This window comes from Bifidobacterium rousetti (assembly GCF_008698235.1).
GTDB lineage: Bacteria > Actinomycetota > Actinomycetes > Actinomycetales > Bifidobacteriaceae > Bifidobacterium > Bifidobacterium rousetti.
Map to the genome: position 1 here is coordinate 44,886 of NZ_PEBH01000002.1, position 23,255 is coordinate 68,140.

The window sequence follows — 23,255 nt, forward strand, 5'->3', positions numbered from 1 at the left end:
CAGGAAGAACGAAAAGGAAAACCCGCCGAACCGTGAGGTTCAGGCGGGTTTTCATATGTCTTGCGACAGGATCGATCAGGTGTTCGGGCGCTTGCCGTGGTTGGCGGCCTTCTTACGACGATCCCTGCGCTTACGTCCGCGCATGCCCATGATTGGACTCCTTTTTTCTAGAAAAATAAGCCTTCGGAATTATGCCACAACACACAGACGTTCTCAACCGCGCGTCTCACCGGGCGTTGCCGGCGGGACATGCGCCGTTCACCCGGGGCGCCCCGGCGGCGTCCGACGGCACACCGCGGAACTCATCCGCCCCGCCGCTCACCGCTCGCCGCAGCAGTGGTCGAGGCACTCCTTGATACGGGTCTTGAGGCACTCCGGCGCCTCGTCGGGGCGCAGGTAGGCGCGCAGCGCGGCGATCATCGCCTGCTCGCGTTCGGAACAGCAGGTCGACGGGTCGAAACAGTCGCCGTCCGCGGACTCATCGCGCGCATCCGTGCCGTAGACGTCGTACGTGTCGGCGTCGTCCGCGCCGGTGATGCGCACCTCCGTATGACTGATATGACTGACCACGCCGTCGGCCGATGTGCGGGTGATGGAGATATGACGCACATGCTCCACATGCCGTCCGTTCATCGTATCTCCTTCCTTCGCTTCGAATGCGGGGCTTCGTCGATTCCGTCGATTCCACGGCCCCTCAGGGAGGCATCATCTTCATTATCGCCGGAATTAAGTCCCCGAAGCGGTTTTTCACCGGACTTTGCCTTCGGCGAACCGGATGGCGTCGAGACGGCGGACGCATTACCGGACTTACCGGACCTTGCCTTCGATGAACCCGACGGCAGCTGCGTTCCGTAGCCGTGCTCGCGCGCGTAGGAGGCGAGCTCGCGCTTCAACTGCGTGCGCGCCCGGTTGAGACGGCTCATCACCGTGCCGATCTTCACGCCCTGCTCCTCGGCGACCTGCTTGTAGGACTTGCCGTCGATCGCCGTGTCGATGAACACCTGCCGGCGTTCCGGCGACAGCTTGGAGAGGGCCTGCATGATCTCCTCGGGGGCGAAGGCGTCGAGGTACTCGTCCTCGGCGGACTTCAGCCCGTCCGAGGTGTGCTCGGAGGCCTCGTAGATGTCCCAGTCGTCGTATTCGCCGTCCGCGTCGTTGGCGCGCTGCGGGCGGCGCTTCGCCTTCGCGTACTGGTTGAAGTAGGTGTTGCGTTCGATCGTGGTCATCCACGCCTCGAAGTTGGTGCCCTCCTGGAACGAGTCGAACGCCTTGAAGCCCTTCTCGAACGTGTCCTGCACGAGGTCCTGCGCGTCGTCCGGGTTGTTGGTGAGCCGCATCGCCTGCCGGTAGAGCGCGTTGAGCGCGGGCATGGCGAGCCGCTCGAACCTCGTGCGCCGTTCGGTCAGGGTCTCGTTCGTCTGTGTGGTCACGTCCGCCCATTGTAATCGGCCCTGTGCGCGCTCACGGTCATTCCGTCCGGACGACATTCAGATGATTTTCAGCATCGACGCGCACAGTAGGAGCGACATGATCGACCAGCCGAAAGGATCCCTCCCCATGGCACTGACCCTGAACTCCGCCGCCGAACTGCTTGCACGGCATCATCTGCTGCGGGAGGTGATCCACGACGGCGCATGGACCCGCACCGCGGCCAACGTCACGGATGCGGATACGCCGTTCGCGTCGATCACCTATGACACGCGCACGGTGTCCGCGGGCGCGATCCTGGTGTGCAAGGGACGGTTCAGGCCCGAGTTCCTCGACGGCTGCGACGAGAAGGGGCTCGCCGCGTACGTGGCCGAAACCGACCTGTCCGAACGCACGAAGGCGCCCGGCCTGATCGTCGACGACGCGCGCAAGGCCCTCGCGCTGCTCGCCGCCGAGTTCTACGGCCGGCCGCAGGACGAGTTCACCCTGATCGGCATCACCGGCACCAAGGGCAAGACCACCACCGCGTACTTCACGCAGGCCGTGCTCAACGCGTACTCGGGCGGCCGCTGCGCGCTGTTCTCGTCGGTCGACAACTGCCTCGACGGCCACACCTACGTCGAATCCGACCTGACGACGCCCGAATCGCTCGACGCGTTCCGCATGATGCGCGAGGCGGTCGATAACGGCATGCGCTACCTCGTCATGGAGGTCAGCTCCCAGGCGTACAAGGTCCACAGGGTGTACGGCCTCACGTTCGACGTGGGCGCGTTCCTCAACATCTCCCCCGACCACATCTCCCCGATCGAACATCCGACGTTCGAGGACTACCTGCACTGCAAGCGCCAGATCACCGCGAACTGCCGCACGCTCGTGCTCAACGCCCATGCCGCGCACGCCGACCTGATCCGCGAGGACGCGGCCGCCGCGGGCGTGCCCGTGCGTGACTTCGCGCTGCTCGACGAGACGCCGTCCGATCCGGCCGACGCCCCGGCCGACCCCGGCACGACCGCCTACGCGTGGCCCGCCGACGCCTCCCACGACTCCTATCTCCTGCGCCTCGACGGGCGTGACCTGGGCCGCTACCGGCTGCATCTGGTCGGCGACTTCAACTACGAGAACGCCCTCGCCGCCGTCACCCTCGCCCACGCGGCCGGCGTGCCCGCCGACGCGGTCGAGGCGCTGCACGCGATGGAGCCCACGCGCGTCTCCGGACGCATGGAGCTCACCCGCGACGAGGCGAGCGACACCGACGTGATCGTCGACTACGCGCACAACTACACGTCCGTCAAGGCGCTGCTCGACTTCGTCTACTCGCGCTACGCCGGGCGCGACCCGCACATCACGCTCGTCGCCGGATCGGCCGGCAACAAGGCGTACGACCGCCGACGCGAGATCGTCGAGGCCGCGCAGGACCGCATCGCCCGATTCGTGTTCACCGCCGAGGACACCGACACCGAGCCGTATGCGGACATCTGCCGCGACATGCTCGCGGCCGTGACGAACCCGCAGGTGGCCACGACGACGATCCTCGACCGCGTCGAGGCGATCGCCGACGCCCTCGCCGACGCCAAGGCCCACCCCGACCGCCTCGACGTGGTGCTCGTCATCGGCAAGGGGCACGAACGCTGGATCAAGGACCTCAACAAGCACGTGCCGTACGAGGGCGACGACCACGTCGTCCAACGCCTGCTCGGCGCCTGACGCACGGCGATGCACGGCGGGCACGGCGACGAACGGCCCGATAGGCCACCCCATGATGAACATCGGATGAACACATCCGTGGAGTAGTATCGTGCGGTGACGCACGCGAGACCCGCGCGCCGCACGACACTAGGAGAGAGAACATGCCCACCACGACTTCGCCGCTGAGCCTCGCCTCCGCGGCCAAGCTGTTGGAAGACCATCACCTGCTGCGCGAGATCATCACGCCCGGGCTCTGGACCATGGACGCGACGCGCCTGCCCGGCGCCGACAGGCCGATCCCGGCAATCACCTACGACACGCGTCAGGTGCGCGAAGGCTCGCTGCTGTTCGTCAAGGGCCGGTTCAAGCCCGAGTTCCTCAACGGCATCGACGAGCGGGGCCTCGGCGTGTACGTGGCCGAGGAGGACCATTCGGACCGCACCAAGGCCCCCGGTCTGATCGTCGAGAACGTGCACAAGGCGATGAGCCTGCTCTCCGCCGAGTTCTACGGCCGCCCGCAGGACGAGTTCACCCTGGTCGGCATCACCGGCACCAAGGGCAAGACCACCACCGACTACTTCACGCACGCGATCCTCAACGCCTACTCCGGCGGCCGCGCGGCGATGATGAGCTCGATCGCCGTCTGCCTCGACGGGCGCACGTTCGCCCCGTCCAAGCTCACCACCCCGGAGCCGCTCGACGCGTTCCGCATGATGCGCGAGGCTGTCGACAACGGCATGACATACCTCGTCATGGAGGTCAGCTCCCAGGCGTACAAGATCCAGCGCGTCTACGGGCTCACCTTCGACGTGGGCGCCTTCCTCAACATCTCCCCCGACCACATCTCCCCGATCGAACACCCCACGTTCGAGGACTACTTCCACTGCAAGCGCCAGATCATCGCCAACTCGCGCGCGATGGTGATCGGCGCAGACTCGGCGCATGTCGGCCTGCTCTTCGAGGACGCCGAAGCCGCAGGCGCGCCCGTCTCCACCTTCGCGCTGCACGACCCGGCCGCGGGCCGGCACACGCCCGCCGACGTGGTCGTCGCCGCCGACCCGAGCCGCAAGACCGGTTTCGTCGTGGCCCACGGCGACGACGCGGAGCTGTTCGAACTCGACATGCTCGGCGAATTCAACTTCCTCAACGCGGCCGCCGCGATCGCCATCGCGATGAAGGCCGGCGTGCCGTTCGGCGACGAGGCGATGCACGCGATCGAGACCGTGCACGTGCCGGGGCGCATGGAACGCTTCATCGGCTCCGACGGCATGCACGTCTACGTCGACTTCGCCCACAACTACCTGTCCACCAAGGCGCTCGTCGACGAGATGATCCGCGTGTACGGCGAACGCAACCCGCGCATCACGCTCGTGTCCGGCACGACCGGCGGCAAGGCCATCGACCGGCGCGAAGGCATCGTCAAGGGCGCGCTGGGACGCGCCGAATCGTTCATCTTCACGCTCGACGACCCCAACTTCGAGGACCCGCGCAAGATCTGCGAGGAGATGGCCTCCTTCGTGCCCGACGACGGCCGGCAGACCGTCGACATCATCGTCGACCGCGAACAGGCCATCGCCACCGCGATCCGCGAGGCGCGCGAATCCACCGACCGCGACGGACGGTTCAACATCGTCCTCGTCATCGGCAAGGGCCACGAGACGCGCAACATCATCGACGGCAAGCCGGTCGACTGGCCCGGCGACGCGACCATCGTGCGCCGCGAACTCGGACTCGACTGACGGTCACCGCACCCCATCACACCCACGAAACGCAGAAACGCAGAAACGAAAACAGAAGCGAGGAACCCAATGAACCCACGCACGCTCATCAGATCGGAACGGGACGTCTCCCGCTACCTGCAGCCGGTCATCTTCGGCGCCGACACGCTCGGATACTCCTACATCCGCTGCTTCCACGAAGCCTACGGCGTCACAAGCATCGTCATCGGCACCGCCGACCAGAAGTTCTGCTCCACCAGCCGCTTCGCCGATTACCGGATCGTCCCCCACGTCGACCAGGAGGACGTCATGCTCGACTACCTCGACAAGCTCGGCGCCGAACTCGCCGGCCGCAAGGTGCCGATCCTCGTCGGCTCCGGCGACTGGTACGCGCGCATCTTCTCCCAGAACAAGGAACGCCTCGAACGCTACTTCGTCGTGCCGTACATCGACTTCGACCTGCTCGACCGCATCACGCAGAAGGGCGAGTTCTACAACATCTGCGAGAAGCTCGGCATCCCCTACCCCAAGACGTGGCGCTTCGACTGCTCCGACCCGGACGTGAGGATCCCCGTCGACGAATTCACCTACCCGGTGATCGCCAAGCCCTCCAATTCGGCGCGCTACCACTACGCCGAATTCCCCGGCAAGGAGAAGGTCTTCACCATCGAGACCCCCGAGGAGCTCGAACACGTCTTCACCGAACTGCAGAACTCGGTGTACGACAAGGAGCTCATCGTTCAGGACTGCATCCCCGGCGACGACTCCCACCTGCGCTCCATCACCTGCTTCTCCGACGCCGACGGCAACGTGCGCGTCTCCTGCATCGGGCAGGTCCTCCTGCAGGACCACCACCCCACCGCCATCGGCAACCCGGTGTGCATCATGGACGACAACCAGCCCGACGTGGTCGCCCAGGCCGAGAGGTTCCTCAAGGAGGTCAAGTACGAGGGCTTCTCGAACTTCGACGCCAAATACGACGAGCGCGACGGCACATACAAGTTCTTCGAGATCAACACGCGGCCGGGCCGCAACACGTATTACCTGGCCCTCGCCGGCGTCAACTTCGTCACCCTGTTCGTCGACCACTTCGTACTCGGCAAGACGATCGACAGGCGCGTGCTCGACGGCGAGTTCCTGTTCCAGATGGTGCCGAAGTCGGTCATCAAGCGCTACGTCGCCGAACCGGAGCGTTCGCGCGCGCTCGAGCGCATCCGCTCCGGCAAGGCGGGATGCCCGCTGTTCTACCGCAAGGACACGCTGGCGCACCTGTTCTGGTCGGCGGTGAACTACTTCCACCAGATCACGAAGTTCCGCAGGTATCTGGGCAAGGCGCAGAAATAAGTCCTTGTTGATGGCGTCCGTCCGACGTGACGGTATCATGCTCTCTTTTTCCGCAGAAATGACTTCCGGGAGCCGTGTGGGGCGCCGGATTATGGTACACGACACACTCAAGGCCGTTCGGCCAAGCCTACGGTCGCGTACCATAATCCGGCGCCCCACACTCTGTTCCAGCAAATGTCGCGTTTGCGGGACTACCGGATCATGCGCCTTGTCAGGTATTGCTCGAGGGGTTGGGGCGCGGGAGGCGCTGGCTGATGATGGCGGTGACGCCGTCGGAGCGCATCGTGACGCCGTAGAGGGCGTCGGCGATGGACATCGTGCGCTGCTGGTGGGTGATCACGATGAGCTGGGCGTGCTCGCGCAAGCGGTCGAGCGCGTTCAACAGACGGGTCAGGTTCACGTCGTCGAGCGCGGCCTCCACCTCGTCCATCACGTAGAACGGGCTGGGACGCGCGGTGAAGATCGCGAACAGCAGCGCCAGCGCGGTCAGCGAGCGCTCGCCGCCGGACAGCAGGCTCAGCTGCTTGACGCGCTTGCCGGCGGGGCTGGCCTCGACGATCACACCGGTGGCAAGCAGGTCGTCAGGGTTCTCGAGGCGGAGCCTGCCGGTGCCGCCGGGGAACAGCGTGGCGAACATCGACTCGAACGCCTTGGCGGTGTCCTCGAACGCGGTGCGGAACACGTCGACCATCGTCCGGTCCAATCCCTGAATCAGGTCCATCAGGTCGTCGCGGGACTTGGCCACGTCGTTACGCTGGTCATTCAGATACCGGTGTCGCTCCTCGAGGGCGTCGTATTCCTCGGTGGCGAGCGGGTTCACCTTGCCCAGCGCCTTCAGGTCGCGCATCGCCTTCTCGAGGCGTTTCTCCTGTTCGGCGCGCACGTACGGGACGGTGCGGATGGCGGGTCCGGTGTCCTTGCTCTCCTCGCTGTCCTTGCCATCCACCGGGATCGGGGCGCCGGTCTCGTCGAGGACAGGGACGGGCCGATCGGGGCCGTATTCGGCGATCAGGTCGTCCAGTCCCATGCCGAGGTCGTCGTTCGCCTTCTGGGTCAGCTGGCCGTATTCGGTGGCGAGGCGCTCGCGGGTCACGTCAAGCTCGTGCTCGCGCGCGGTCAGGTCGGTGACCGTCGGCTCGATCGCGTTGCGGCGTTCGCGCAGGGTCTTCAGCTCCGCATTGTGGTCGGACGCGGCGGCCTGCAGTCGGTCGCGGCGTTCCACGACGTCGGCGATCGCCCGCTCGACCATCGCGGCCGCGTCCCGCGCGTCCAGGGCGATGCGATGCGCGCGTTCCGCCTGTTCGCGGCGTTTCGCGTTCAGCGCCTCGATGCGGGCGCGGCGCTCGGCGACCTCCTTCGCGTTGGCGTGCAGCAGGCCGGCCTGACGGGTGAGCGATTCCGCCTTGCGGCTCGCCTCAGTCCATGCGATCTTCGCGGCCGTCTCCTGATCGCGTGCCATGCCGAGCGCCGACTCCAGTTCGCGCCCGCGCCCGGCGAGCTCGTCGGCGTCCGCATGCCCGTTCTCGGCCTGTTCGGCCGTGTGCAATGCGTGGTTCAGGTCGTCGAGTTTCGTCTGATGGGTGTCTTGCTCCCCGTCGATGCGCACGGCGCGGTCGCGCAGCTGGACGATCTGACGGTCCAGTTTCGCGACGAGCTCGTCGGCCGACGCAAGGGACGCGGCGGCCTGACGCGCCTTGAGCCGCAGCTCGGTGTGACGTTGCGCGGCGGTGTCGACCGCCCGCGACGCCTCGTCACGGGATGCTTTTGCGGCCGTGACCTTCTCGTCGATCCCGGCGAGTTCGGCGGTCAGCTCCTTGACACGCTTCAGGGCGCGCGAGCGCTTCGCGGCCAGTGACAGGTCGCTTTGCGACAGCGACGAGCCGCCGACCGCGGCGACGCCGGCGGTGAACACCTCGCCGTCGCGCGTGACCGCGTGCACCGGGGCCGCGGCACCGGCGGCGGGGGAATCCGAGACCAACTGCTGCGCCTGCCCGGCGGTCTCGGCGATCGCATAGCCGCCGAGCAGCACCCGCACCGCGTCGACCACGCGGGCGGCCACGGCCGGATCGGGGGCGTCGGGATTGGCGGAGACCAGCGACGAGAGTCGCTGCGGGTCCGCCGGGGATGAGTCGTCCGCATCATCCGTCGAATCCACCGGGGTGACGACGACGGCCCGTCCGAGACGGTCGGCGCCGGCCCGTTCGAGGGCGTGCAGCATGTGTGCGGCGTCGGGGACGACCAACGCGCCCGCGAAGCCGTCGAGGGCGCGTGCGACGGCCTCCTCCCAGCCGTCGGCCACGGCGATGAAGTCGGCGAGGCGGCCCATCACGCCGAGTCCCTTGTCCGAGGCGAGCGATCCGGAGGCGCTGCGGTTCGCCAGCGTGTCCTCAAGCGCGTCGGCCTTGGCGTTCAGCGAGATCACCTGCGCGTTGAGGTCGCGCTGGCGGTCAAGCAGGTCGTTGAGCTCGTCGCGGCGTCGGGCGAGGAGCCCTCGGGCCGCGTCCAACGCCTCGGAGCCGTCGTCGGCATCGGGGTCGGACGCCTCGCGCAGACGGTCGCGCTGAGTCAGGGCGTCGGCGCGCTGGGCGGCGAGCGACTCCGACTGCGCGGCGAGATCCTTCGCCCGGCCCTGGGCCAGCTGCACGGCCGATTCCTCGCGCGCGATCATCTCGCGCAACTTGGCGACGCGCGCGTCACGCTCCTGGGCGGTGCGGCGCAGCTCGTCCAGCGTCTGACGCACGGAGGCCAGCCGCTGCTCGCCGGCGGCGCGGGACTCGGTGGCCTTGTCGAGCGCGAGCCGCGCGTTCGCGGCCGCCTCGGACTGCACCTTGGCCTGTGATTCGAGCTCGGCGGCGCGGTGTTCGAGGATCGATGGGTCCTCCCCCGGATTCGCGACCACCTGACCGGCGAGGGAGCGGCCGCGTTCGTCCGCGAGCGCGGCGAGCGCGTCCAGCCGCTCCCGGATCTGCGTGAGCGCGCGCCACGTCTGGTTGACCGTGTCGATGGCGGGGCTGGAACGCCCCACGGCGGTCTCGACCTGTTCGATGCGCACCTTGACCTGCGCGAGCTCGCGCCGGGCCGCGCCGAGGTCGCCGCGCACGCGCGTCAGATCGGCGTGCACGGCGTCGCGGCGTCGCATCGCGGCGACGGCGTCGTCGGCGTACAGGCGGGATCGGGCGTCACGCAGGGAGACCCGGATCGCGTCGGCGCGGCGTGAGACGCGCGCCTGGCGTCCGAGCGGCCCCATCTGACGTCGGATCTCGCCCAGGAGGTCGTCGAGACGGTTGAGGTTGGTCTCGGTGTTGGCGAGCTTGCGCAGCGCGCGCTCCTTGCGCTTGCGGTGCTTGAGGATGCCGGCGGCCTCCTCGATGAACGCGCGGTGGCCGGACGGGTCGGCCTTGAGGATCGAATCGAGTCGCCCCTGACCGACGATCACATGCATCTGCTGGCCGAGACCGGTGTCGCTCAGCAGCTCCTGGATGTCGAGCAGACGGCATGGCGAGCCGTTGATCGCGTATTCGGAGCCGCCGTTGCGGAAGATCGTGCGCGAGATCGTGACCTCGCTGTAGTCGATGTCCAGCGCGTGATCGCTGTTGTCGATGGTCAGGCTCACCTGCGCGCGGCCGAGTGCCGGGCGGGAGGACGTGCCGGCGAAGATCACGTCCTCCATCGAGGTGCCGCGCAGGTTCCTCGCGCCCTGCTCGCCCATCACCCAGGTCAGGGCGTCGACGATGTTCGATTTGCCGGAACCGTTGGGTCCGACGACGGCGGTGATGCCGGGCTCGAAGCGCAGGGTCGTGGCGGATGCGAAGGATTTGAAGCCTTTGAGGGTGAGTTCCTTGAGATACACCTAGTTACTCGTCCTTGTTCGTCGCTTCCTCGTCGGACCGCTCGGCGTCCGTGTCGTCCATATCGTCCGGTTCATCCGTGTCGTCCGGTTCGACGACGGGCTGGTGGATGCTCATCGCCTGCTTCATGACCGGGCTCATGTGCTCCTTGAGCAGCGTGCGCGCGTCGCCGGCGGTGACGAAGCTGCCGCAGATGAGCACGCCGCGGCCATAGCCGACGCCGAGATCATCGGCCTCGTCGACGAGGTTCACGGCGGTCTGGATCGCGTCGGGCAGTTCCGGCTCCTTGATGACGCGGTCGCGGCCGAACACCTCCACGGCGATCTTCTCCAGTTCGTCGGCCGGCATGACGCGGCCGCGCCACGAGTTCTCGGTGACGACCACCTGGCTCAGGACCGGCTCGAGGACACCCAGATACTCCTCGACCTGCTTGTCCTCCATCATCGCGACGACGCCGACGAGCTGCTCGAAGCGGTAGTTCTCCTCGATCGCGGTCCTCAGCGATTCGGCTGCGTTCACGTTGTGGCCGCCGTCGATGATGATGGTCGGCGAGGTACGGACCTGCTCGATGCGTCCGGGGATCTTCACCGTGGAGAGCGCCTCGTCGACGATGTCGTTGTCGAGCGCGCCGGAGACGGGGATCACGGCCTCGCATGCGGCGAGCGCGGCGAGCGCGTTGTGTGCCTGATGCTCGCCGAACTTGGCGATCGGGACCTCCTCGTAGGTGCCGAGCGGCGTGGTGAGGGTGGCTACCTGGCCGCCGACGGCGGGCAGGCGGCTGACGACCTCCATCTCGTAGCCGTCGCGCACCAGCTTGGCGTGGTTGCGTTCCGCCGCGGCCTGAAGGATCGGCATGACGGCCTCGGCGTGCGGCTGCGGTCCGATGACGGCGGTGCAGTCGGGCTTGATGATGCCGGCCTTCTCGGTGGCGATCTGCTCGACGGTGTCGCCGAGCCACTGCATGTGGTCCATGTCGACCGGGCCGATGATCGCGGCGTCGGCGTCGAGCACGTTGGTGGCGTCCCATGCGCCGCCCATGCCGACCTCGACGACGGCCACGTCGACCGGCGCGTCGGCGAACTTCCAGATGGCCATCGAGGTGAGGACCTCGAAGAAGCTCATGCGCGGCTTGCCCTGCTCCTCCATCTTCTGATCGACCATCGCGACGAGGTCCTTGATCTGGTCCCACGCGTCGATGAAGTCGTCGTCGGAGAGCTCCTGGCCGTCGATGGCGATGCGCTCGTTGATCCGCTCGAGATGCGGCGAGGTGTACAGGCCGGTGCGCATGCCGTAGGCACGGCAGATGGCCTCGGCCATGCGCGCGGTGGATCCCTTGCCGTTGGTGCCGGTCACGTGGATCACACGGAACGAGTCCTCCGGATGCCCCAGCAGGTCGAGCATCAGGCTCATGCGGTCCAGATCAAGGTTGGTGGTGTTGTGCTCCGGCGGCCGGCTCATGATGTCCAGCTCGACGTCCTCGATCGACTCCCCGTTCCTGTTCGGATGTTCGAATGACATTCCTCTACGCTCCCTGATGTGCTTCACTGTGCCCAAACCCCACAATGATAGCGGAACGGCAGTCCGTCCGACATTCCCGACAGAGAAACCCCGAACCGTCCGCCAATCCGGCGTACAGTGGGCTCATGGGCGGACGTGATGGACGCCCATGACACCGATACATGACACCAATGAAGGGATCATCATGGCAACACTGCTTGAACCGCCGGCCATTCCCGTGCGCAGGGCGCATGACGGGCTGGAGCTGCCGGCCATCGGCTTCGGCACGTACAAGGTCAACGGGTTCGCCGGCGTCGAGGCGATCAAGTCGGCGCTGGAGGTCGGCTACCGTCTCATCGACTCCGCGTTCAACTACGAGAACGAGGGCGTGGTCGGCAGGGCGATCCGCGAGTCGGAGGTGCCGCGCGAGGACATCATCGTCGCCTCGAAGCTGCCCGGCCGCCACCACCAGTACGATCAGGCGCGCGCGACGATCGAGGAGTCGGTGGCGCGCATGGGCCTCGACTACATCGACCTGTATCTGATCCATTGGCCGAACCCGTCGCAGGGCCAGTTCGTCGAGGCGTGGCAGGCCCTCGTCGACGCGCAGAAACAGGGCATCGTCAGGCACATCGGCGTGAGCAACTTCCTGCCCGGACACATCGACCTGCTCATCCGCGCCACCGGCGTGACGCCGGCCGTCAACCAGGTCGAGCTGCACCCGTTCTTCCAGCAGAACGAGCAGCGCGCCTACGACGAGGCGCACGGCATCATCACCGAGGCGTGGAGCCCGCTGGGACGCGCCAACCAGATGCTCAAGGACCCGACCATCACGCGCATCGCCGACAAGCACGGCGTCTCCCCCGTGGCGGCGATCCTGCGCTGGCACCTGCAGCTGGGCGATGTCGCGATCCCGAAGTCGCTGCACCGCGAGCGTCAGCGCGCGAACATCGACCTGACCGGCTTCGCGCTCGACGAGCAGGACATGCGCGACATCGCCGCGATGGACAACCCGGAGGGCTACACGTTCGGGCAGAACCCGCACTGGCACGAGGAGGACTGAGGTCGGATCTCTCCCCAGTCAGCTTCCGCTGACAGCCCCCTCGTCAGAGGGGCCGGGAGGTGTGTCAGATACGGGAGCGATCCCACTCGCTCTTCCACGAGTACTGCATGTCGTAGGCGCTCGCCCAGAACATGTACTCGTTGGCGACGCCGGTGACGAAGATGTCGACCAGCTCCTCAAGGCGGGCCTCGTCAAGGCCCGCCACACGCTGTTCGATCTGCCCGAGCAGCCACGCGGAACCGGACCAGAACTTCTCGGTCTTGTACATGTCGACCCAGCTCCTGTACGGGTTGTCCTCGAGCGTGCCGGCGAACTCGCGGGCGAGGCGCTGGCCGTAGTCGGCGTACACCCACGCGCACGGCAGTACGGCGACGAGCACGTCGAGCAGGTCGCCGCCGTAGGCGATCGACAGGATGTTGGACGTGTAGGCGCGGGCGAACGCGGACTGGCGCACCGAGTTCATCTCCTCCTCGGTGATGCCGTAGCTCGCCATGTACTTCCGGTGCATCGAGGATTCGACGTTGAAGATGGCGTTCTGCACGTTGGCCATGAACTGCATCACCTCGGGGTCGCGCGTCTTGGTCAGGCCCAGCGCGTGGACCTTCGCGTAATCGGCGAGGTAGCGGTAGTCCTGCAGCAGGTAGAAGGCGAACTTCTCGCGCGGCAGCGTGCCCTCGCCGAGCTCGCGCAGGAACGGCTGGCGGTAGCCCTCCTCCCAGATGACGTCGGCGGCCTCGCGCAGACGGGTCGCGAACGGCGGCAGGTGGTCCAGGGTGATCGCTCCGAACGCCTCCGGGTCGAACGTCGTGGTCATGGTGTGCTCCCTTCGATGAGTGGTCTCGATGAGTGACGGTACAGGACGACAGCGTACTAGGATGGGACCGGTAACACGAGACCCTTGCATGAGGAATGATTCACATAAGGGAGGAAAAATCATGGGTGAGGTAGTCACCGAGAAGGACAAGGAGTACGAGGCCGAGGAGCGCAAGGCGGCGTCGGGCCCGGACCAGGCGATGAGCGACCGCGTGAACAACCGTTCGCTGCGCCCCCGCTCCGAGGCGTTCAAGGAGTTCATGCGCTCCGGCTGGGCCGACGACGAGCCGGACATCGAGCCGCTGGAGTCCTCGAGGTTCACGCCCGCCAGGCTCAAGGCCCTCGGCGCGGCCTTCCCCGGCGAGCGTCTGGTGATCCCCGCCGGAAGCCCCAAGGTGCGCAACAACGACTGCGACTACATGTTCCGCCCGGACACCGCCTTCGCGTACTACACGGGCCTCGGCGTCGACTACGAGGCGGGCGCCGTGCTGGTGTTGAACCCCGTGGACCCGGACTCCCCCGAGGCCAAGGCCGGCCAGACGCATGTGCCGGAGCTGTTCGTCGCCCCGCGCGCCGACAACTCCACCACCGACTTCTTCATGAACCCGCATTACGGCGAGTACTGGGTAGGTCCGCGTGCAGGTCTCAAGGAGATGACGGCGATGACCGGCATCGAGACGCATGACATCGCGCAGCTGGCCGACGCCCTGTCCAAGGACGTGGGCGCCGAGGCGGGCGCCGTGCGCGTGCGTGTGATGCGCGAGACCGATCCGAGGATCACCGCGCTCGTCGAGTCCGTGCGCGAGGCGAACGGCGCGGCCGACCCGGACAGGAACGCGGCGGACGACGACAAGCTGCACGAGTTCACGTCCGAGGCCCGCATGGTCAAGGACGCCTATGAGATCGGCGAGATGCGCAAGGCCGTCGCCGCCACCAAGCAGGGCTTCGACCGACTGTTGTCCGCCCTGCCGGCGGCGCTCGACAAGCCGCGTTCCGAGCGCATCCTCGAGGGCGCGTTCAACGCCGTCTCCCGTGAGCTCGGCAACGCGGTCGGCTACGACTCGATCGTCGCCTCCGGCCCGCACGCCCCGATCCTGCACTGGATGCGCAACACCGGCGTCGTGAAGTCCGGCGACATGCTGCTCGTCGACGCGGGCGTCGAGGTCGACTCCCTGTACACGGCCGACATCACCCGCACGTTCCCGACCAACGGCAGGTTCACCGACCTGCAGAAGCGCCTGTACCAGGCCGTGCTCGACTCCCAGCAGGCCGGCTTCGAGGCCGCCAAGCCGGGCGCCACGTATTCGGACATCCACCACGCCTGCATGCGCGTGATCGCCGAACGTCTGCACGACTGGGGCCTGCTGCCGGTGGACGTGGAGACGTCTCTCTCCCCCGAGGGCCAGCAGCACCGCCGTTGGCTCGCCTGCGGCGTGGCGCACCACCTCGGCCTCGACGTACACGACTGCGCGCAGGCCCGCTTCGAGTCGTATCAGGGTGCGCCGATCCGCCCGGGCATGATCTTCACGATCGAGCCGGGTCTGTACTTCCGTGAGGACGACATGCTCATCCCGCCGGAGTACCGCGGCATCGGCATCCGCATCGAGGACGACGTGCTCATGACCGAGGACGGCCCCGAATGGATCTCCGCCGGCATCCCGAAGCAGATCGAGGACGTCGAGGCGTGGATGCGCGACCGCGCCGCCGCCCCGACCGCCTGATCGTACGGCGACAACGGCGAAACATCGCGAAAGCAAAGGAGAACCGACATGCCAACCCCGCAATTCGTGCTCGAACTGCGCAAGAAGATCGGCCATGACCTGCTGTGGCTCAACGGCGTGACCGGCTGCGTGCTCGACGATGAGGGCCGTCTGCTGCTCGGCCGCCGTTCGGACACCGGCGAATGGGCGATGGTCTACGGCATCAACGAGCCGGGCGAGCAGCCCGCCGACACCGTGGTGCGCGAGATCAAGGAGGAGACCGGCGTCGACGCGGTGGTCACCGATCTGGTGGCCGTCACCTCGTCGGACAAGGTCATCACCTACGCGAACGGCGACAACACGATGTACATGGACCATTCGTTCCTGTGCGCGCTGAAGCCGGGCGGCAACGCCGACCCGTTCGTCGGCGACGAGGAGAGCCTTTCCGTCGGCTGGTTCGACATGGACGACCTCCCCGAGCCGTTGGCGGCCAGCACGGTGGAGCGCCTGGCCCTGTTCCGCAGGTACATCGAGAATAAGGCCAAGGGCGACGCCCATGCGCTGTTCGTCTTCGACGGCGAGCAGCACTGACGCCGCACGGCAGATTGACAGCACGAGAAAAGCCGACGCTGAGGATCACTCAGCGACGGCTTTTCTCGTATCTTCAGGGGAAACCGTATCCCGCTACGCCTCGGCGGCGAGCAGCTCGTGGAGATGCTCGCGGTGGAGGCGCTGCTCGCGCGGATCGGGCACCGGCAGCGAGGCGAGCAGTTTCTTCGTGTACGGGTTCTGCGGCCGCTGCATGATGTCGTCCGCGTCCCCGTGTTCGACGATGCGGCCCTTGTGCATCACCATGATGCGGTCGGCAAGCATGTCGACGACGGCGAGGTCGTGGGTGATGAACAGGCACGCGAACCCGATCTCCACCTGCAGCTTCTTGAACAGCTGCAGCACCTTCGCCTGCACGGACACGTCCAGCGCGGAGGTGGGCTCGTCGGCGATGAGCAGCGACGGCTTCAGCGCGAGGCCGCGGGCGAGCGACGCCCTCTGCCGCTGGCCGCCGGACAGCTCGTGCGGGAAGCGATTCATGTACGCGCGCGGCAGCTGCACCATCTCGAGCAGATCGCCCACGTAGTCCTTCGCCTCGGCGACGGACCCGTACTTGCCGTGGACGAGCAGCGGCTCGGCCACGTTCTCCGCGATGGTCATCAGCGGGTTGAACGAGCTTCCCGGGTCCTGGAACACGAAGCCGATGTCGGCGCGCTTGGGTTTGAAATCGCGCTCCTTCACGCCGTTCATCTCGATGCCGAGCACGTTGAGCGAGCCGCCGGAGACCTTCTGCAGGCCGGCGATCGCGCGTCCCGTGGTGGACTTGCCGGAGCCGGATTCGCCCACGAGACCCAGCACCTCGGAACGGTGGATCGTAAAGTCGATGCCGTCGACCGCCTTGAAATCGGGCTGCATGAGATGGCCCGGATAGGTGATCGTCAGTCCCTTCGCCTCGACGGCGACCGGCTGCTCACGCCAATCGGCCTCGCGCTCAAGGACATGGCCGTCGCGGTCGTGCACGGTGAGCTTCTGGCCGATGCGCGGCACAGCGCCGAGCAGGCGCTTGGTGTAGTCGGCCTGGGGGTGGTAGAAGATCTGTTCGACCGTGCCCTGTTCGACGACGTGGCCGCGGTACATGACCACGACCTGGTCGGCGATGTCGGCGATGACGCCCATGTTGTGTGTGATGATGAGCACGGAGGCGTCGAACTCGTCGCGGGCGAGGCGCAGCAGGTCGAGGATCTCGGCCTGCACGGTCACGTCGAGCGCGGTGGTCGGCTCGTCGGCGAGGATGAGTCCGGGGTTCAGCACCAGCGCCATCGCGATGACGATGCGCTGCTTCTGGCCGCCGGAGAACTGGTGCGGATAGTAGTCCACGCGCGTCTCGGCGTCGGGGATGCCCACCTTCTTGAGGATGTCGATGGCCTTGGCGCGCAGCTCCTTCTTGTCCTTCATGCCGTGGGCGCGCAGGCCCTCCTCGATCTGCCAGCCGATGGTGTACACCGGGTTCAGCACCGAGTTGGGCTCCTGGAAGACCATCGCGGCCTCGGAGCCGCGCACTTCGCGCAGCTGTTCGCCGCTCAGGGAGAGCACGTCGAGGGAATCGGAGCCGTCGCGCTTGGACAGGTAGACGGCGCCGGAGGTGGTGGCGGTCTCGGGCAGGAGCTTGATGATCGAACGGGCCGTCACGGACTTGCCGGAGCCGGATTCGCCGACCACGCCGACGACTGTCTTGCGCGGGATGGTGAAGTTGATCCTGTCGATCGCCTTGATGGATCCTGCGTCGGTCATGAAGGAGACGGACAGGTCCTTGATCTCGGCGAGGTTGGAGGCTTCCTTCGCCTGCACTGGTGTCTCGGCCTTGGTCTCGGCCATGATCACTCCTTTCCTTCGTCCGATGCGGGGGCCTTGCCCTCGCCGGTCCATTCGCTGCCCGGGATCGCCGGGTCGTGGTCGGTGACGGTGACGGGCGTGTCCTCCGGGGCGAGCGGGTTACGGGCCGCGTCGAGCTCGGCGACGACCTCGTTGCGCACGCCCGGCTTCTCGCTCGGGTCGACGGAGGTGTCCTCGATCGAGCCGACGACCTCGCCGGCGGACTTGCGGGCGCGCAGTCGCGGATCGGCCAGATCGTTGAGCGACTCGCCGACGAGCGTGATGCCGAGCACGATGAGCACGATCGCGAGGCCCGGGAAGATGGCCGTCCACCAGATGCCGGCGGTCACGTCGGCGACGGAGCGGTTGAGGTCGTATCCCCATTCGGAGGCGGCGGTCGGTTCGATGCCGAATCCGAGGAAGCCCAGTCCGGCGAGGGTCAGGATCGCCTCGGAGGAGTTGAGCGTGAGGATCACCGGCAGGGTGCGCGTCGAGTTCTTGAGCAGGTGCTTGGTCATGATGCGCCACGTGGAGGCGCCGACGACCTTCGCGGACTCGACGTACGCGGAGGACTTGATGCGCACCACCTCGGCGCGGATCGTGCGGAAGTACTGCGGGATGTAGACCACGGTGATCGAGATGCCGGAGGCGAGGATGCCGCTCCACAGACCGGACTGGCCGCCGGAGATCATGATGGCCATGAGGATGGCGAGCAACAGGGACGGGAACGAGTAGATCGCGTCGGCGATCACGACGAGCACACGGTCGATCCAGCCGCCGAAGTAGCCGGAGACGAGGCCGAGCAGCACGCCGGCGAAGATGGAGAGCACGACGGCGATGACGATCGCGATGATGGCGGTGCGCGCGCCCCAGATGGTGCGGCTGAACACGTCGTAGCCGCCCACGGTCGTGCCCCAGATGTGCTCGGCGCTGGGCGCGGCCTGCGTCGGGAAGGACTGTCCGGAGGCGTCCTTCATCTGCGAGTAGCTGTACGGCGCGATGAGCGGCGCGAAGATGGCCAGCAGGATGAAGAAGAGCGTGATCACCAGTCCGGTGACGAGCATGCCCTTCTGCCAGCCGACTGCGATGCGCAGCTCCTTGAGGATCGGGGCCTTGGTCCACCACGGGCCGGACTTGTTGACCTTGAGGTCGTTCAGACGGCTGTCGCCCGGCACGCCGACCTTGTTGACGGTGCTTTCGGTCATGTCAGTACCTCACTCTCGGATCGATGAGCGCGGCGACCACGTCGACGATGAAGTTGACGACGGCCACGATGATGGCGATGAGGATCACGATGCCCTGCACGGCAACGAAGTCGCGGGCCTTCAAGTAGGTGGAGAGCATGAAGCCCAGTCCCTTCCATTCGAAGGTCGTCTCCGTCAGAACCGCGCCGGCGAGCATCATCGCGATCTGCATGCCCATGACGGTGATGATCGGGATCAGGGCCGGACGCCACGCGTGCTTCTTGAGCAGTCGCGATTCGGAGACGCCGCGGGAGCGGGCGGCCTCAACGTAGCCGGAGTTGTAGGTGGCGATCACGTTGGTGCGCACCAGGCGGATAAACACGCCGGCGGTCAGCAGGCCCAGCGCGAGGGCCGGCAGGACGGCGTGACGCAGCACGTCGGCGAGGACGGTCATGTCGCCCAGCTGGAGCGAGTCGATGATGTAGAAGCCGGTCGGCGAGACGAGACGCTGGAACTGCATCTCGCTGGACAGGTCGGAGCGGCCCGAGGAGGGCAGCACGTTGAGCCACACGGCGAAGATGAGCTTGAGCACGAGGCCGAGGAAGAACACCGGGGTCGCGTAGCACAGGATCGCGAACACGCGGATGCCGGCATCGGCCGCGTGGTCGCGGTGGCGGGCGGCAATGCGGCCGAGCCCGATGCCGACGATGAGCGCGACGATGAGCGACAGGAACGCCAGCTCGAACGTGGCGGCGCCGTACCGGGTGAGGATGGTGATGACCGGCTGGTTGTCGGTGAGCGTCGTGCCGAGGTCGCCGTGCAGCAGACCGCCGAGGTAGTCGAGGTACTGCACGATGAGCGGACGGTCGTAGCCGGCGGCGTGGATGCGCTTGTTCAGCTCCTCGGGGGTGAGTCGGCCGCCGAGCGCGGCGGAGATCGGGTCTCCGGTGGCGCGCATCACGAAGAAGACGATGGTGACGAGGATGAAGACCGTGGGGATGATCAGCAGGAATCTGGTCAGGATGAATCGGAAGAACCCGCCGGACAGACGGTTCCTCTTGGGTTTGGCCGCCTTCGTTCCGGTGGAGTCCGTTGCGGTGCTCTCGGACACGCGAAGCTCCTTTTGATGGATGGGTGATGATGCGATAAGGCTCCCGCCGGCTGCGCCGGCGGGAGCGGATGGGATTCGGTTGGCGGATTATCGGTCCGTCCTACCGGTCCGTGCCATCCGTCACTTGGTGACGGAGGCGTAGCGGAAGCGGAACGACGCGTCGAGGGTGACGCCCTTGACGTTCGCACCGGTCACGGCCACCTGCGCGCCCTGCAGCAGCGGGATGGTGGACAGGTCCTCGGTCTCGAGCTTCTGGATCTGCTTGAGGATCTCCTCACGGGCGGAGGCGTCCTTCTCGCCGGCCTGCTTGACGATGAGGTCGTTGACCTCCTTGTTGGAGTAGCCGTTGTTGACGAAGTTGCCGTCACGGAAGAACGGGGACAGGTAGTTGTCCGGGTCGGAGTAGTCCGGGAACCAGCCGAGCTGGTAGACCGGGTAGGCGCCGTCGGAGCTGTCGGTGACGTTGCGCTCCTTGTTGTACTGGGTCCATTCGGTGGACTGCAGGTCGACCTTGAACAGGCCGTCGGCCTCGAGCTGGTTCTTGATGGCCGCGTACTCGTCGGCGGAGGAGGAACCGTAGTGGTCGTTGTTGTACTGGAGCTTCAGGTCGACCGGGGTCTTGACGCCGGCCGCCTCGAGGACCTGCTTGGCCTTCTCGGCGCTGGGCTTGCCGCTGCCGTCGCCGTAGGCGGCCTTCAGGGTGTCGTCGTGACCGGCGAGGCCGTCCGGGATGAAGGAGTACATCGGGGTGTAGGTGCCCTTGTAGACCTTGGTGGACAGCTCGTCGCGGTCGATGAGGTTCGCGACGGCCTGGCGCACGGCCTTGGCCTTGTTGGCGTCCGGCTCGCTGGACTTCTCGCCGTAGGGCTGGATCTTGAAGTTGAAGGCGAGGAAGCGCTCCTCACCGCCCGGTCCCTTGACGACCTTGACCTTGGAGTCCTTGGACAGGTCCTCGATGTCGGTCGGGTTCAGGGAGCGGTAGGCGACGTCGATCTGGCTCTGCTGGACGGCGAGCTTCAGGTTGGAGGCGTCGGCGAAGTACTTGACCTGCACGGCGTCGTTCTTGGCCGGGGTCAGGCCCTGGTAGGAGTCGTTCTTGGCGTAGGCGAGCGCCTCGTTGAGCTTGAACGAAGTGAGCGTGTACGGGCCGGCGAACGCCTTCTTGGAGACGATGGTGTCGGCCGGGGTGAGCTTGTCGGCGTCGAAGGAGTCCTCGTCGACGATCGGGCCGGCCGGGCTGGAGAGCACCTGCTTGAGGGTCACGTCGTAGGGCACGGTGTCCTTGAACACGACGGTGGTGTCGTCCTTGGCGGTGACGGAGTCGATGTTGGCCAGCAGCGAGCTCGGGCCGTTCGGGTCGTCGATCTTCTTGATGCGGTCGAAGGAGAACTTGACGTCGGAGGCGGTCAGGTCGTTGCCGTTGGCGAACTTGAGGCCGTCCTTGAGCTTGACGGTGAACTCGGTGCCGTCGTCGTTCCACGTGCCGTCGTCGGCCGCGATGTCCGGGCTGAGCTCGGAGGTGTTGTAGTCCTGCGCGTACAGGAACGGGAACACCTGGATCTGCACGGCGTAGGAGCCGTTGTCGTAGGAGCCGGCCGGGTCGAGGCTGGTGATCTTGTCGGTGGTGCCGATGGTGATGGTCGATCCCGCGCTCGCGGTGGCGCCCGCGCCGTCGTCCTTCACGCCGCCGCATGCGGCGAGCGAGGCGATGGCCGCGACGGATGCGATCAGCGCCATGACTTTCCTGGATTTCATGGGAATCCTCTCTCTATAGTTCCCCCCACGGCCGTTTCCCGTCGTGGATTAGGGCTGACTATAGGAACCACTTGTGTTAACCCGACGTTTCCTTATGTAACGTCCGAACGTCCCTGTTGCCGGTTTTCCTTGGGATTCCGCCATTTCGCAATCACGTCCACATGCTGGAGCCCCGTAACATACGGTCCATATCGTGAGACTGGCATGTGGGATGGACGCAGGCGTGGACAGGGGCCGGATCACGCCCACGCGGCCGCCCGCGGAGCCCGCGGATGCCCCGGCACAAGGCGGCCACCGGCGGGGGTATGACGGGGCAACACAAGAAGTTAAGTTCGCTTACAAAATCGAAAACCCAAGACTTTCCGCCGCTCCGCGAATTGCGCGCCGCATGTATGCGGCTATAATGAAAAGTACGTTGCGTATAGAAGTGTCTGCAGCGTGGCGGCACGTACTATCATCCTTTGACGTCCCCTCCGCGAGGGGATTTCCTCCATGACGATACGACGACGATACGATGTTAAGGAAGGCGGCATCATGCCCGACCAGACGTACATGGGTTCGCTCCCCCTGCGGACTTCGGGCCGAACGAGCAAGGCCAGCCCCTCCGACGTACGGCGTCTCAACCGCTCGCTCATCTTCAGCCTGCTGTTCCCGCAGCAGCGGTGCTCCCGCGCCGAGCTCGGCCGGATGACCGGCCTGTCGCGCGTGGCCGTGTCGGACGTCGTCGGCGGCATGCTCGACGAGGGGCTGATCCGCGAGAGCGGGCATGTCTCCCCCTCCACAGGCAAGGGCAAGCGCGCCACGCTGCTGAGCGTGGACACCACCCGGCTGCGCGTCATCAGCGTCGATCTGGCGCAGCCGCATTTCATCCAGGGGGCCGTGACCGACCTGATCGGCACCCCGCTGCAGCATATGGAGACCGCGCTGGGGCCGGGCGTCCACGTCGACGCGAACGCCATCGTCCAGCTCGTCGACCAGCTCACCGCCGACCTCGACATGGGCTCGCTCGTCGGCATCGGCGTGGCCGTGCCCGGCGTGATCCGCGACGGCGTGGTCAACGAGTCCACCGCGCTCGGCTGGCGGGGCGTGGACCTGCGCACCATTCTGGAGACGCGGTTCACCGTGCCGGTCACCGTCGCGAACAACGTGGTGTGCACGATGCTCACCGAACGCTTCTTCGGGCAGGCCGGTCCGAACCTCATGTTCGTCAAGATCGGGCACGGCATCGGCTCGGCGACGCTCATCAACGACGTGCTGGTCGTCGGCGAGCAGCACGCGGGCGGCGAGATCGGCCACATCTCCCCCGATCCCGAACGCGGCCCACTGTGCCCCTGCGGCAAGCGCGGATGCGTGGAGCGGGTGATCTCCGCCGACGTGCTGCGCGAGCGCATGCTCGCCGCCGACGACGACGAGCGGAGCACGGCCATCATCCGCGAGGCGGGCGAATACTTCGCCTCCGCGATGGCCATGCCGGTGGGCCTGCTCGACATCAGCGACATCTGCGTGTACGGCCCCGCGGACGTGGTCAACGCCACGTTCCTCGATGCGGCGCAACGCCGGCTCGACGCGATGACGCTGTCGAAGTTCCACGACCGCGCCGTCATCCGCCGCTGCCAGTGCGGCCCGGAGGCCACACTGCGCGGGGCGGCGGTCGACGTAGTGCTGCGTCACCTCGAAAAGGACTGAG

General features: G+C 66.6%; 17 protein-coding genes. 7 read left to right on the forward strand and 10 right to left on the reverse strand.

What is annotated here, in order from left to right:
* Nucleotides 1–75: 75 nt before the first annotated feature.
* The 3 genes from CSQ85_RS13605 to CSQ85_RS02745 all read right to left on the reverse strand — a co-directional run bounded on the left by CSQ85_RS13605 (nucleotide 76) and on the right by CSQ85_RS02745 (nucleotide 1,370).
* Nucleotides 76–150, reverse strand: a complete 75-nt coding sequence (locus tag CSQ85_RS13605; protein ID WP_099327425.1) for a 50S ribosomal protein bL37 — start codon at nucleotides 148–150, stop codon at nucleotides 76–78.
* 168 nt (nucleotides 151–318) lie between these two features.
* A complete protein-coding gene (locus CSQ85_RS02740) occupies nucleotides 319–633 on the reverse strand; it encodes a hypothetical protein (protein WP_150382775.1) in 315 nt (104 codons plus the stop codon).
* The gene (locus CSQ85_RS02745) at nucleotides 630–1,370 is read right to left on the reverse strand and encodes a sigma-70 family RNA polymerase sigma factor (RefSeq protein WP_223846830.1); all 741 of its coding nucleotides are present in this window, start codon (nucleotides 1,368–1,370) and stop codon (nucleotides 630–632) included. Before CSQ85_RS02745 ends, CSQ85_RS02740 begins: the two co-directional genes overlap by 4 nt.
* Nucleotides 1,371–1,557: 187 nt before the next feature.
* On the opposite strand from CSQ85_RS02745, the gene CSQ85_RS02750 reads away from it, so the two are divergent.
* The 3 genes from CSQ85_RS02750 to CSQ85_RS02760 all read left to right on the forward strand — a co-directional run bounded on the left by CSQ85_RS02750 (nucleotide 1,558) and on the right by CSQ85_RS02760 (nucleotide 6,176).
* Nucleotides 1,558–3,132 (forward strand): UDP-N-acetylmuramoyl-L-alanyl-D-glutamate--2,6-diaminopimelate ligase, encoded by a 1,575-nt coding sequence (locus tag CSQ85_RS02750; RefSeq protein WP_150382777.1) that lies wholly within the window; start codon nucleotides 1,558–1,560, stop codon nucleotides 3,130–3,132.
* A gap of 143 nt (nucleotides 3,133–3,275) precedes the next feature.
* Nucleotides 3,276–4,853, forward strand: coding sequence for a Mur ligase family protein (locus CSQ85_RS02755; protein WP_150382778.1), 1,578 nt, complete (start codon nucleotides 3,276–3,278; stop codon nucleotides 4,851–4,853).
* Between the two features lie 69 nt (nucleotides 4,854–4,922).
* On the forward strand, nucleotides 4,923–6,176 hold the full coding sequence (locus CSQ85_RS02760; RefSeq protein ID WP_150382779.1) for a carboxylate--amine ligase: 1,254 nt from the start codon (nucleotides 4,923–4,925) through the stop codon (nucleotides 6,174–6,176).
* Between the two features lie 211 nt (nucleotides 6,177–6,387).
* Here CSQ85_RS02760 and smc read toward each other — a convergent pair whose 3' ends face one another.
* Nucleotides 6,388–10,026, reverse strand: coding sequence for a chromosome segregation protein SMC (smc, locus tag CSQ85_RS02765; protein WP_150382780.1), 3,639 nt, complete (start codon nucleotides 10,024–10,026; stop codon nucleotides 6,388–6,390).
* Between the two features lie 4 nt (nucleotides 10,027–10,030).
* Nucleotides 10,031–11,542, reverse strand: coding sequence for a bifunctional folylpolyglutamate synthase/dihydrofolate synthase (locus CSQ85_RS02770; protein ID WP_181281940.1), 1,512 nt, complete (start codon nucleotides 11,540–11,542; stop codon nucleotides 10,031–10,033).
* Nucleotides 11,543–11,735: 193 nt separating this feature from the next.
* Between CSQ85_RS02770 and CSQ85_RS02775 the strand changes: the two genes are divergently transcribed.
* Complete coding sequence (locus CSQ85_RS02775) at nucleotides 11,736–12,584, forward strand: aldo/keto reductase (protein ID WP_107042386.1); 849 nt, start codon at nucleotides 11,736–11,738, stop codon at nucleotides 12,582–12,584.
* A 64-nt stretch (nucleotides 12,585–12,648) separates the two neighbouring features.
* Here CSQ85_RS02775 and tenA read toward each other — a convergent pair whose 3' ends face one another.
* Nucleotides 12,649–13,398: a thiaminase II gene (gene tenA, locus CSQ85_RS02780; RefSeq protein ID WP_150382781.1), complete on the reverse strand. Its 750-nt coding sequence runs from the start codon at nucleotides 13,396–13,398 to the stop codon at nucleotides 12,649–12,651.
* Between the two features lie 121 nt (nucleotides 13,399–13,519).
* Here tenA and CSQ85_RS02785 point away from each other — a divergent pair, with 121 nt between their 5' ends.
* Nucleotides 13,520–15,118, forward strand: a complete 1,599-nt coding sequence (locus CSQ85_RS02785) for an aminopeptidase P family protein (RefSeq protein ID WP_150382782.1) — start codon at nucleotides 13,520–13,522, stop codon at nucleotides 15,116–15,118.
* A 48-nt stretch (nucleotides 15,119–15,166) separates the two neighbouring features.
* A complete protein-coding gene (locus tag CSQ85_RS02790; protein ID WP_150382783.1) occupies nucleotides 15,167–15,688 on the forward strand; it encodes an NUDIX hydrolase in 522 nt (173 codons plus the stop codon).
* A 93-nt stretch (nucleotides 15,689–15,781) separates the two neighbouring features.
* On the opposite strand, the gene CSQ85_RS02795 is transcribed toward CSQ85_RS02790, so the two are convergent.
* The 4 genes from CSQ85_RS02795 to CSQ85_RS02810 all read right to left on the reverse strand — a co-directional run bounded on the left by CSQ85_RS02795 (nucleotide 15,782) and on the right by CSQ85_RS02810 (nucleotide 21,568).
* A complete protein-coding gene (locus CSQ85_RS02795; protein ID WP_150382784.1) occupies nucleotides 15,782–17,521 on the reverse strand; it encodes a dipeptide ABC transporter ATP-binding protein in 1,740 nt (579 codons plus the stop codon).
* Between the two features lie 2 nt (nucleotides 17,522–17,523).
* On the reverse strand, nucleotides 17,524–18,723 hold the full coding sequence (locus CSQ85_RS02800) for an ABC transporter permease (protein ID WP_150382785.1): 1,200 nt from the start codon (nucleotides 18,721–18,723) through the stop codon (nucleotides 17,524–17,526).
* A 1-nt stretch (nucleotide 18,724) separates the two neighbouring features.
* The gene (locus tag CSQ85_RS02805; RefSeq protein WP_150382786.1) at nucleotides 18,725–19,813 is read right to left on the reverse strand and encodes an ABC transporter permease; all 1,089 of its coding nucleotides are present in this window, start codon (nucleotides 19,811–19,813) and stop codon (nucleotides 18,725–18,727) included.
* 120 nt (nucleotides 19,814–19,933) lie between these two features.
* Nucleotides 19,934–21,568 carry an ABC transporter substrate-binding protein gene (locus CSQ85_RS02810; protein WP_150382787.1) on the reverse strand — a complete coding sequence of 545 codons (1,635 nt, stop codon included), beginning with the start codon at nucleotides 21,566–21,568 and terminating at the stop codon, nucleotides 19,934–19,936.
* A 534-nt stretch (nucleotides 21,569–22,102) separates the two neighbouring features.
* On the opposite strand from CSQ85_RS02810, the gene CSQ85_RS02815 reads away from it, so the two are divergent.
* Nucleotides 22,103–23,254, forward strand: a complete 1,152-nt coding sequence (locus CSQ85_RS02815) for an ROK family transcriptional regulator (RefSeq protein ID WP_223846793.1) — start codon at nucleotides 22,103–22,105, stop codon at nucleotides 23,252–23,254.
* Nucleotide 23,255: the final 1 nt, after the last annotated feature.

What these genes read in the sequence shown, in the direction of transcription:
- CSQ85_RS02770 (WP_181281940.1), bottom strand. Translation starts at nt 11,542, where the DNA reads ATGTCATTCGAACATCCGAACAGGAACGGGGAGTCGATCGAGGACGTC.
- CSQ85_RS02745 (WP_223846830.1), bottom strand. Translation starts at nt 1,370, where the DNA reads ATGCCCGCGCTCAACGCGCTCTACCGGCAGGCGATGCGGCTCACCAAC.
- CSQ85_RS02795 (WP_150382784.1), bottom strand. Translation starts at nt 17,521, where the DNA reads ATGGCCGAGACCAAGGCCGAGACACCAGTGCAGGCGAAGGAAGCCTCC.
- CSQ85_RS02760 (WP_150382779.1), top strand. Translation starts at nt 4,923, where the DNA reads ATGAACCCACGCACGCTCATCAGATCGGAACGGGACGTCTCCCGCTAC.
- tenA (WP_150382781.1), bottom strand. Translation starts at nt 13,398, where the DNA reads ATGACCACGACGTTCGACCCGGAGGCGTTCGGAGCGATCACCCTGGAC.
- CSQ85_RS02790 (WP_150382783.1), top strand. Translation starts at nt 15,167, where the DNA reads ATGCCAACCCCGCAATTCGTGCTCGAACTGCGCAAGAAGATCGGCCAT.
- CSQ85_RS02785 (WP_150382782.1), top strand. Translation starts at nt 13,520, where the DNA reads ATGGGTGAGGTAGTCACCGAGAAGGACAAGGAGTACGAGGCCGAGGAG.
- CSQ85_RS02810 (WP_150382787.1), bottom strand. Translation starts at nt 21,568, where the DNA reads ATGAAATCCAGGAAAGTCATGGCGCTGATCGCATCCGTCGCGGCCATC.
- CSQ85_RS02740 (WP_150382775.1), bottom strand. Translation starts at nt 633, where the DNA reads ATGAACGGACGGCATGTGGAGCATGTGCGTCATATCTCCATCACCCGC.
- CSQ85_RS02750 (WP_150382777.1), top strand. Translation starts at nt 1,558, where the DNA reads ATGGCACTGACCCTGAACTCCGCCGCCGAACTGCTTGCACGGCATCAT.
- CSQ85_RS02755 (WP_150382778.1), top strand. Translation starts at nt 3,276, where the DNA reads ATGCCCACCACGACTTCGCCGCTGAGCCTCGCCTCCGCGGCCAAGCTG.
- CSQ85_RS02815 (WP_223846793.1), top strand. Translation starts at nt 22,103, where the DNA reads ATGCCCGACCAGACGTACATGGGTTCGCTCCCCCTGCGGACTTCGGGC.
- CSQ85_RS02800 (WP_150382785.1), bottom strand. Translation starts at nt 18,723, where the DNA reads ATGACCGAAAGCACCGTCAACAAGGTCGGCGTGCCGGGCGACAGCCGT.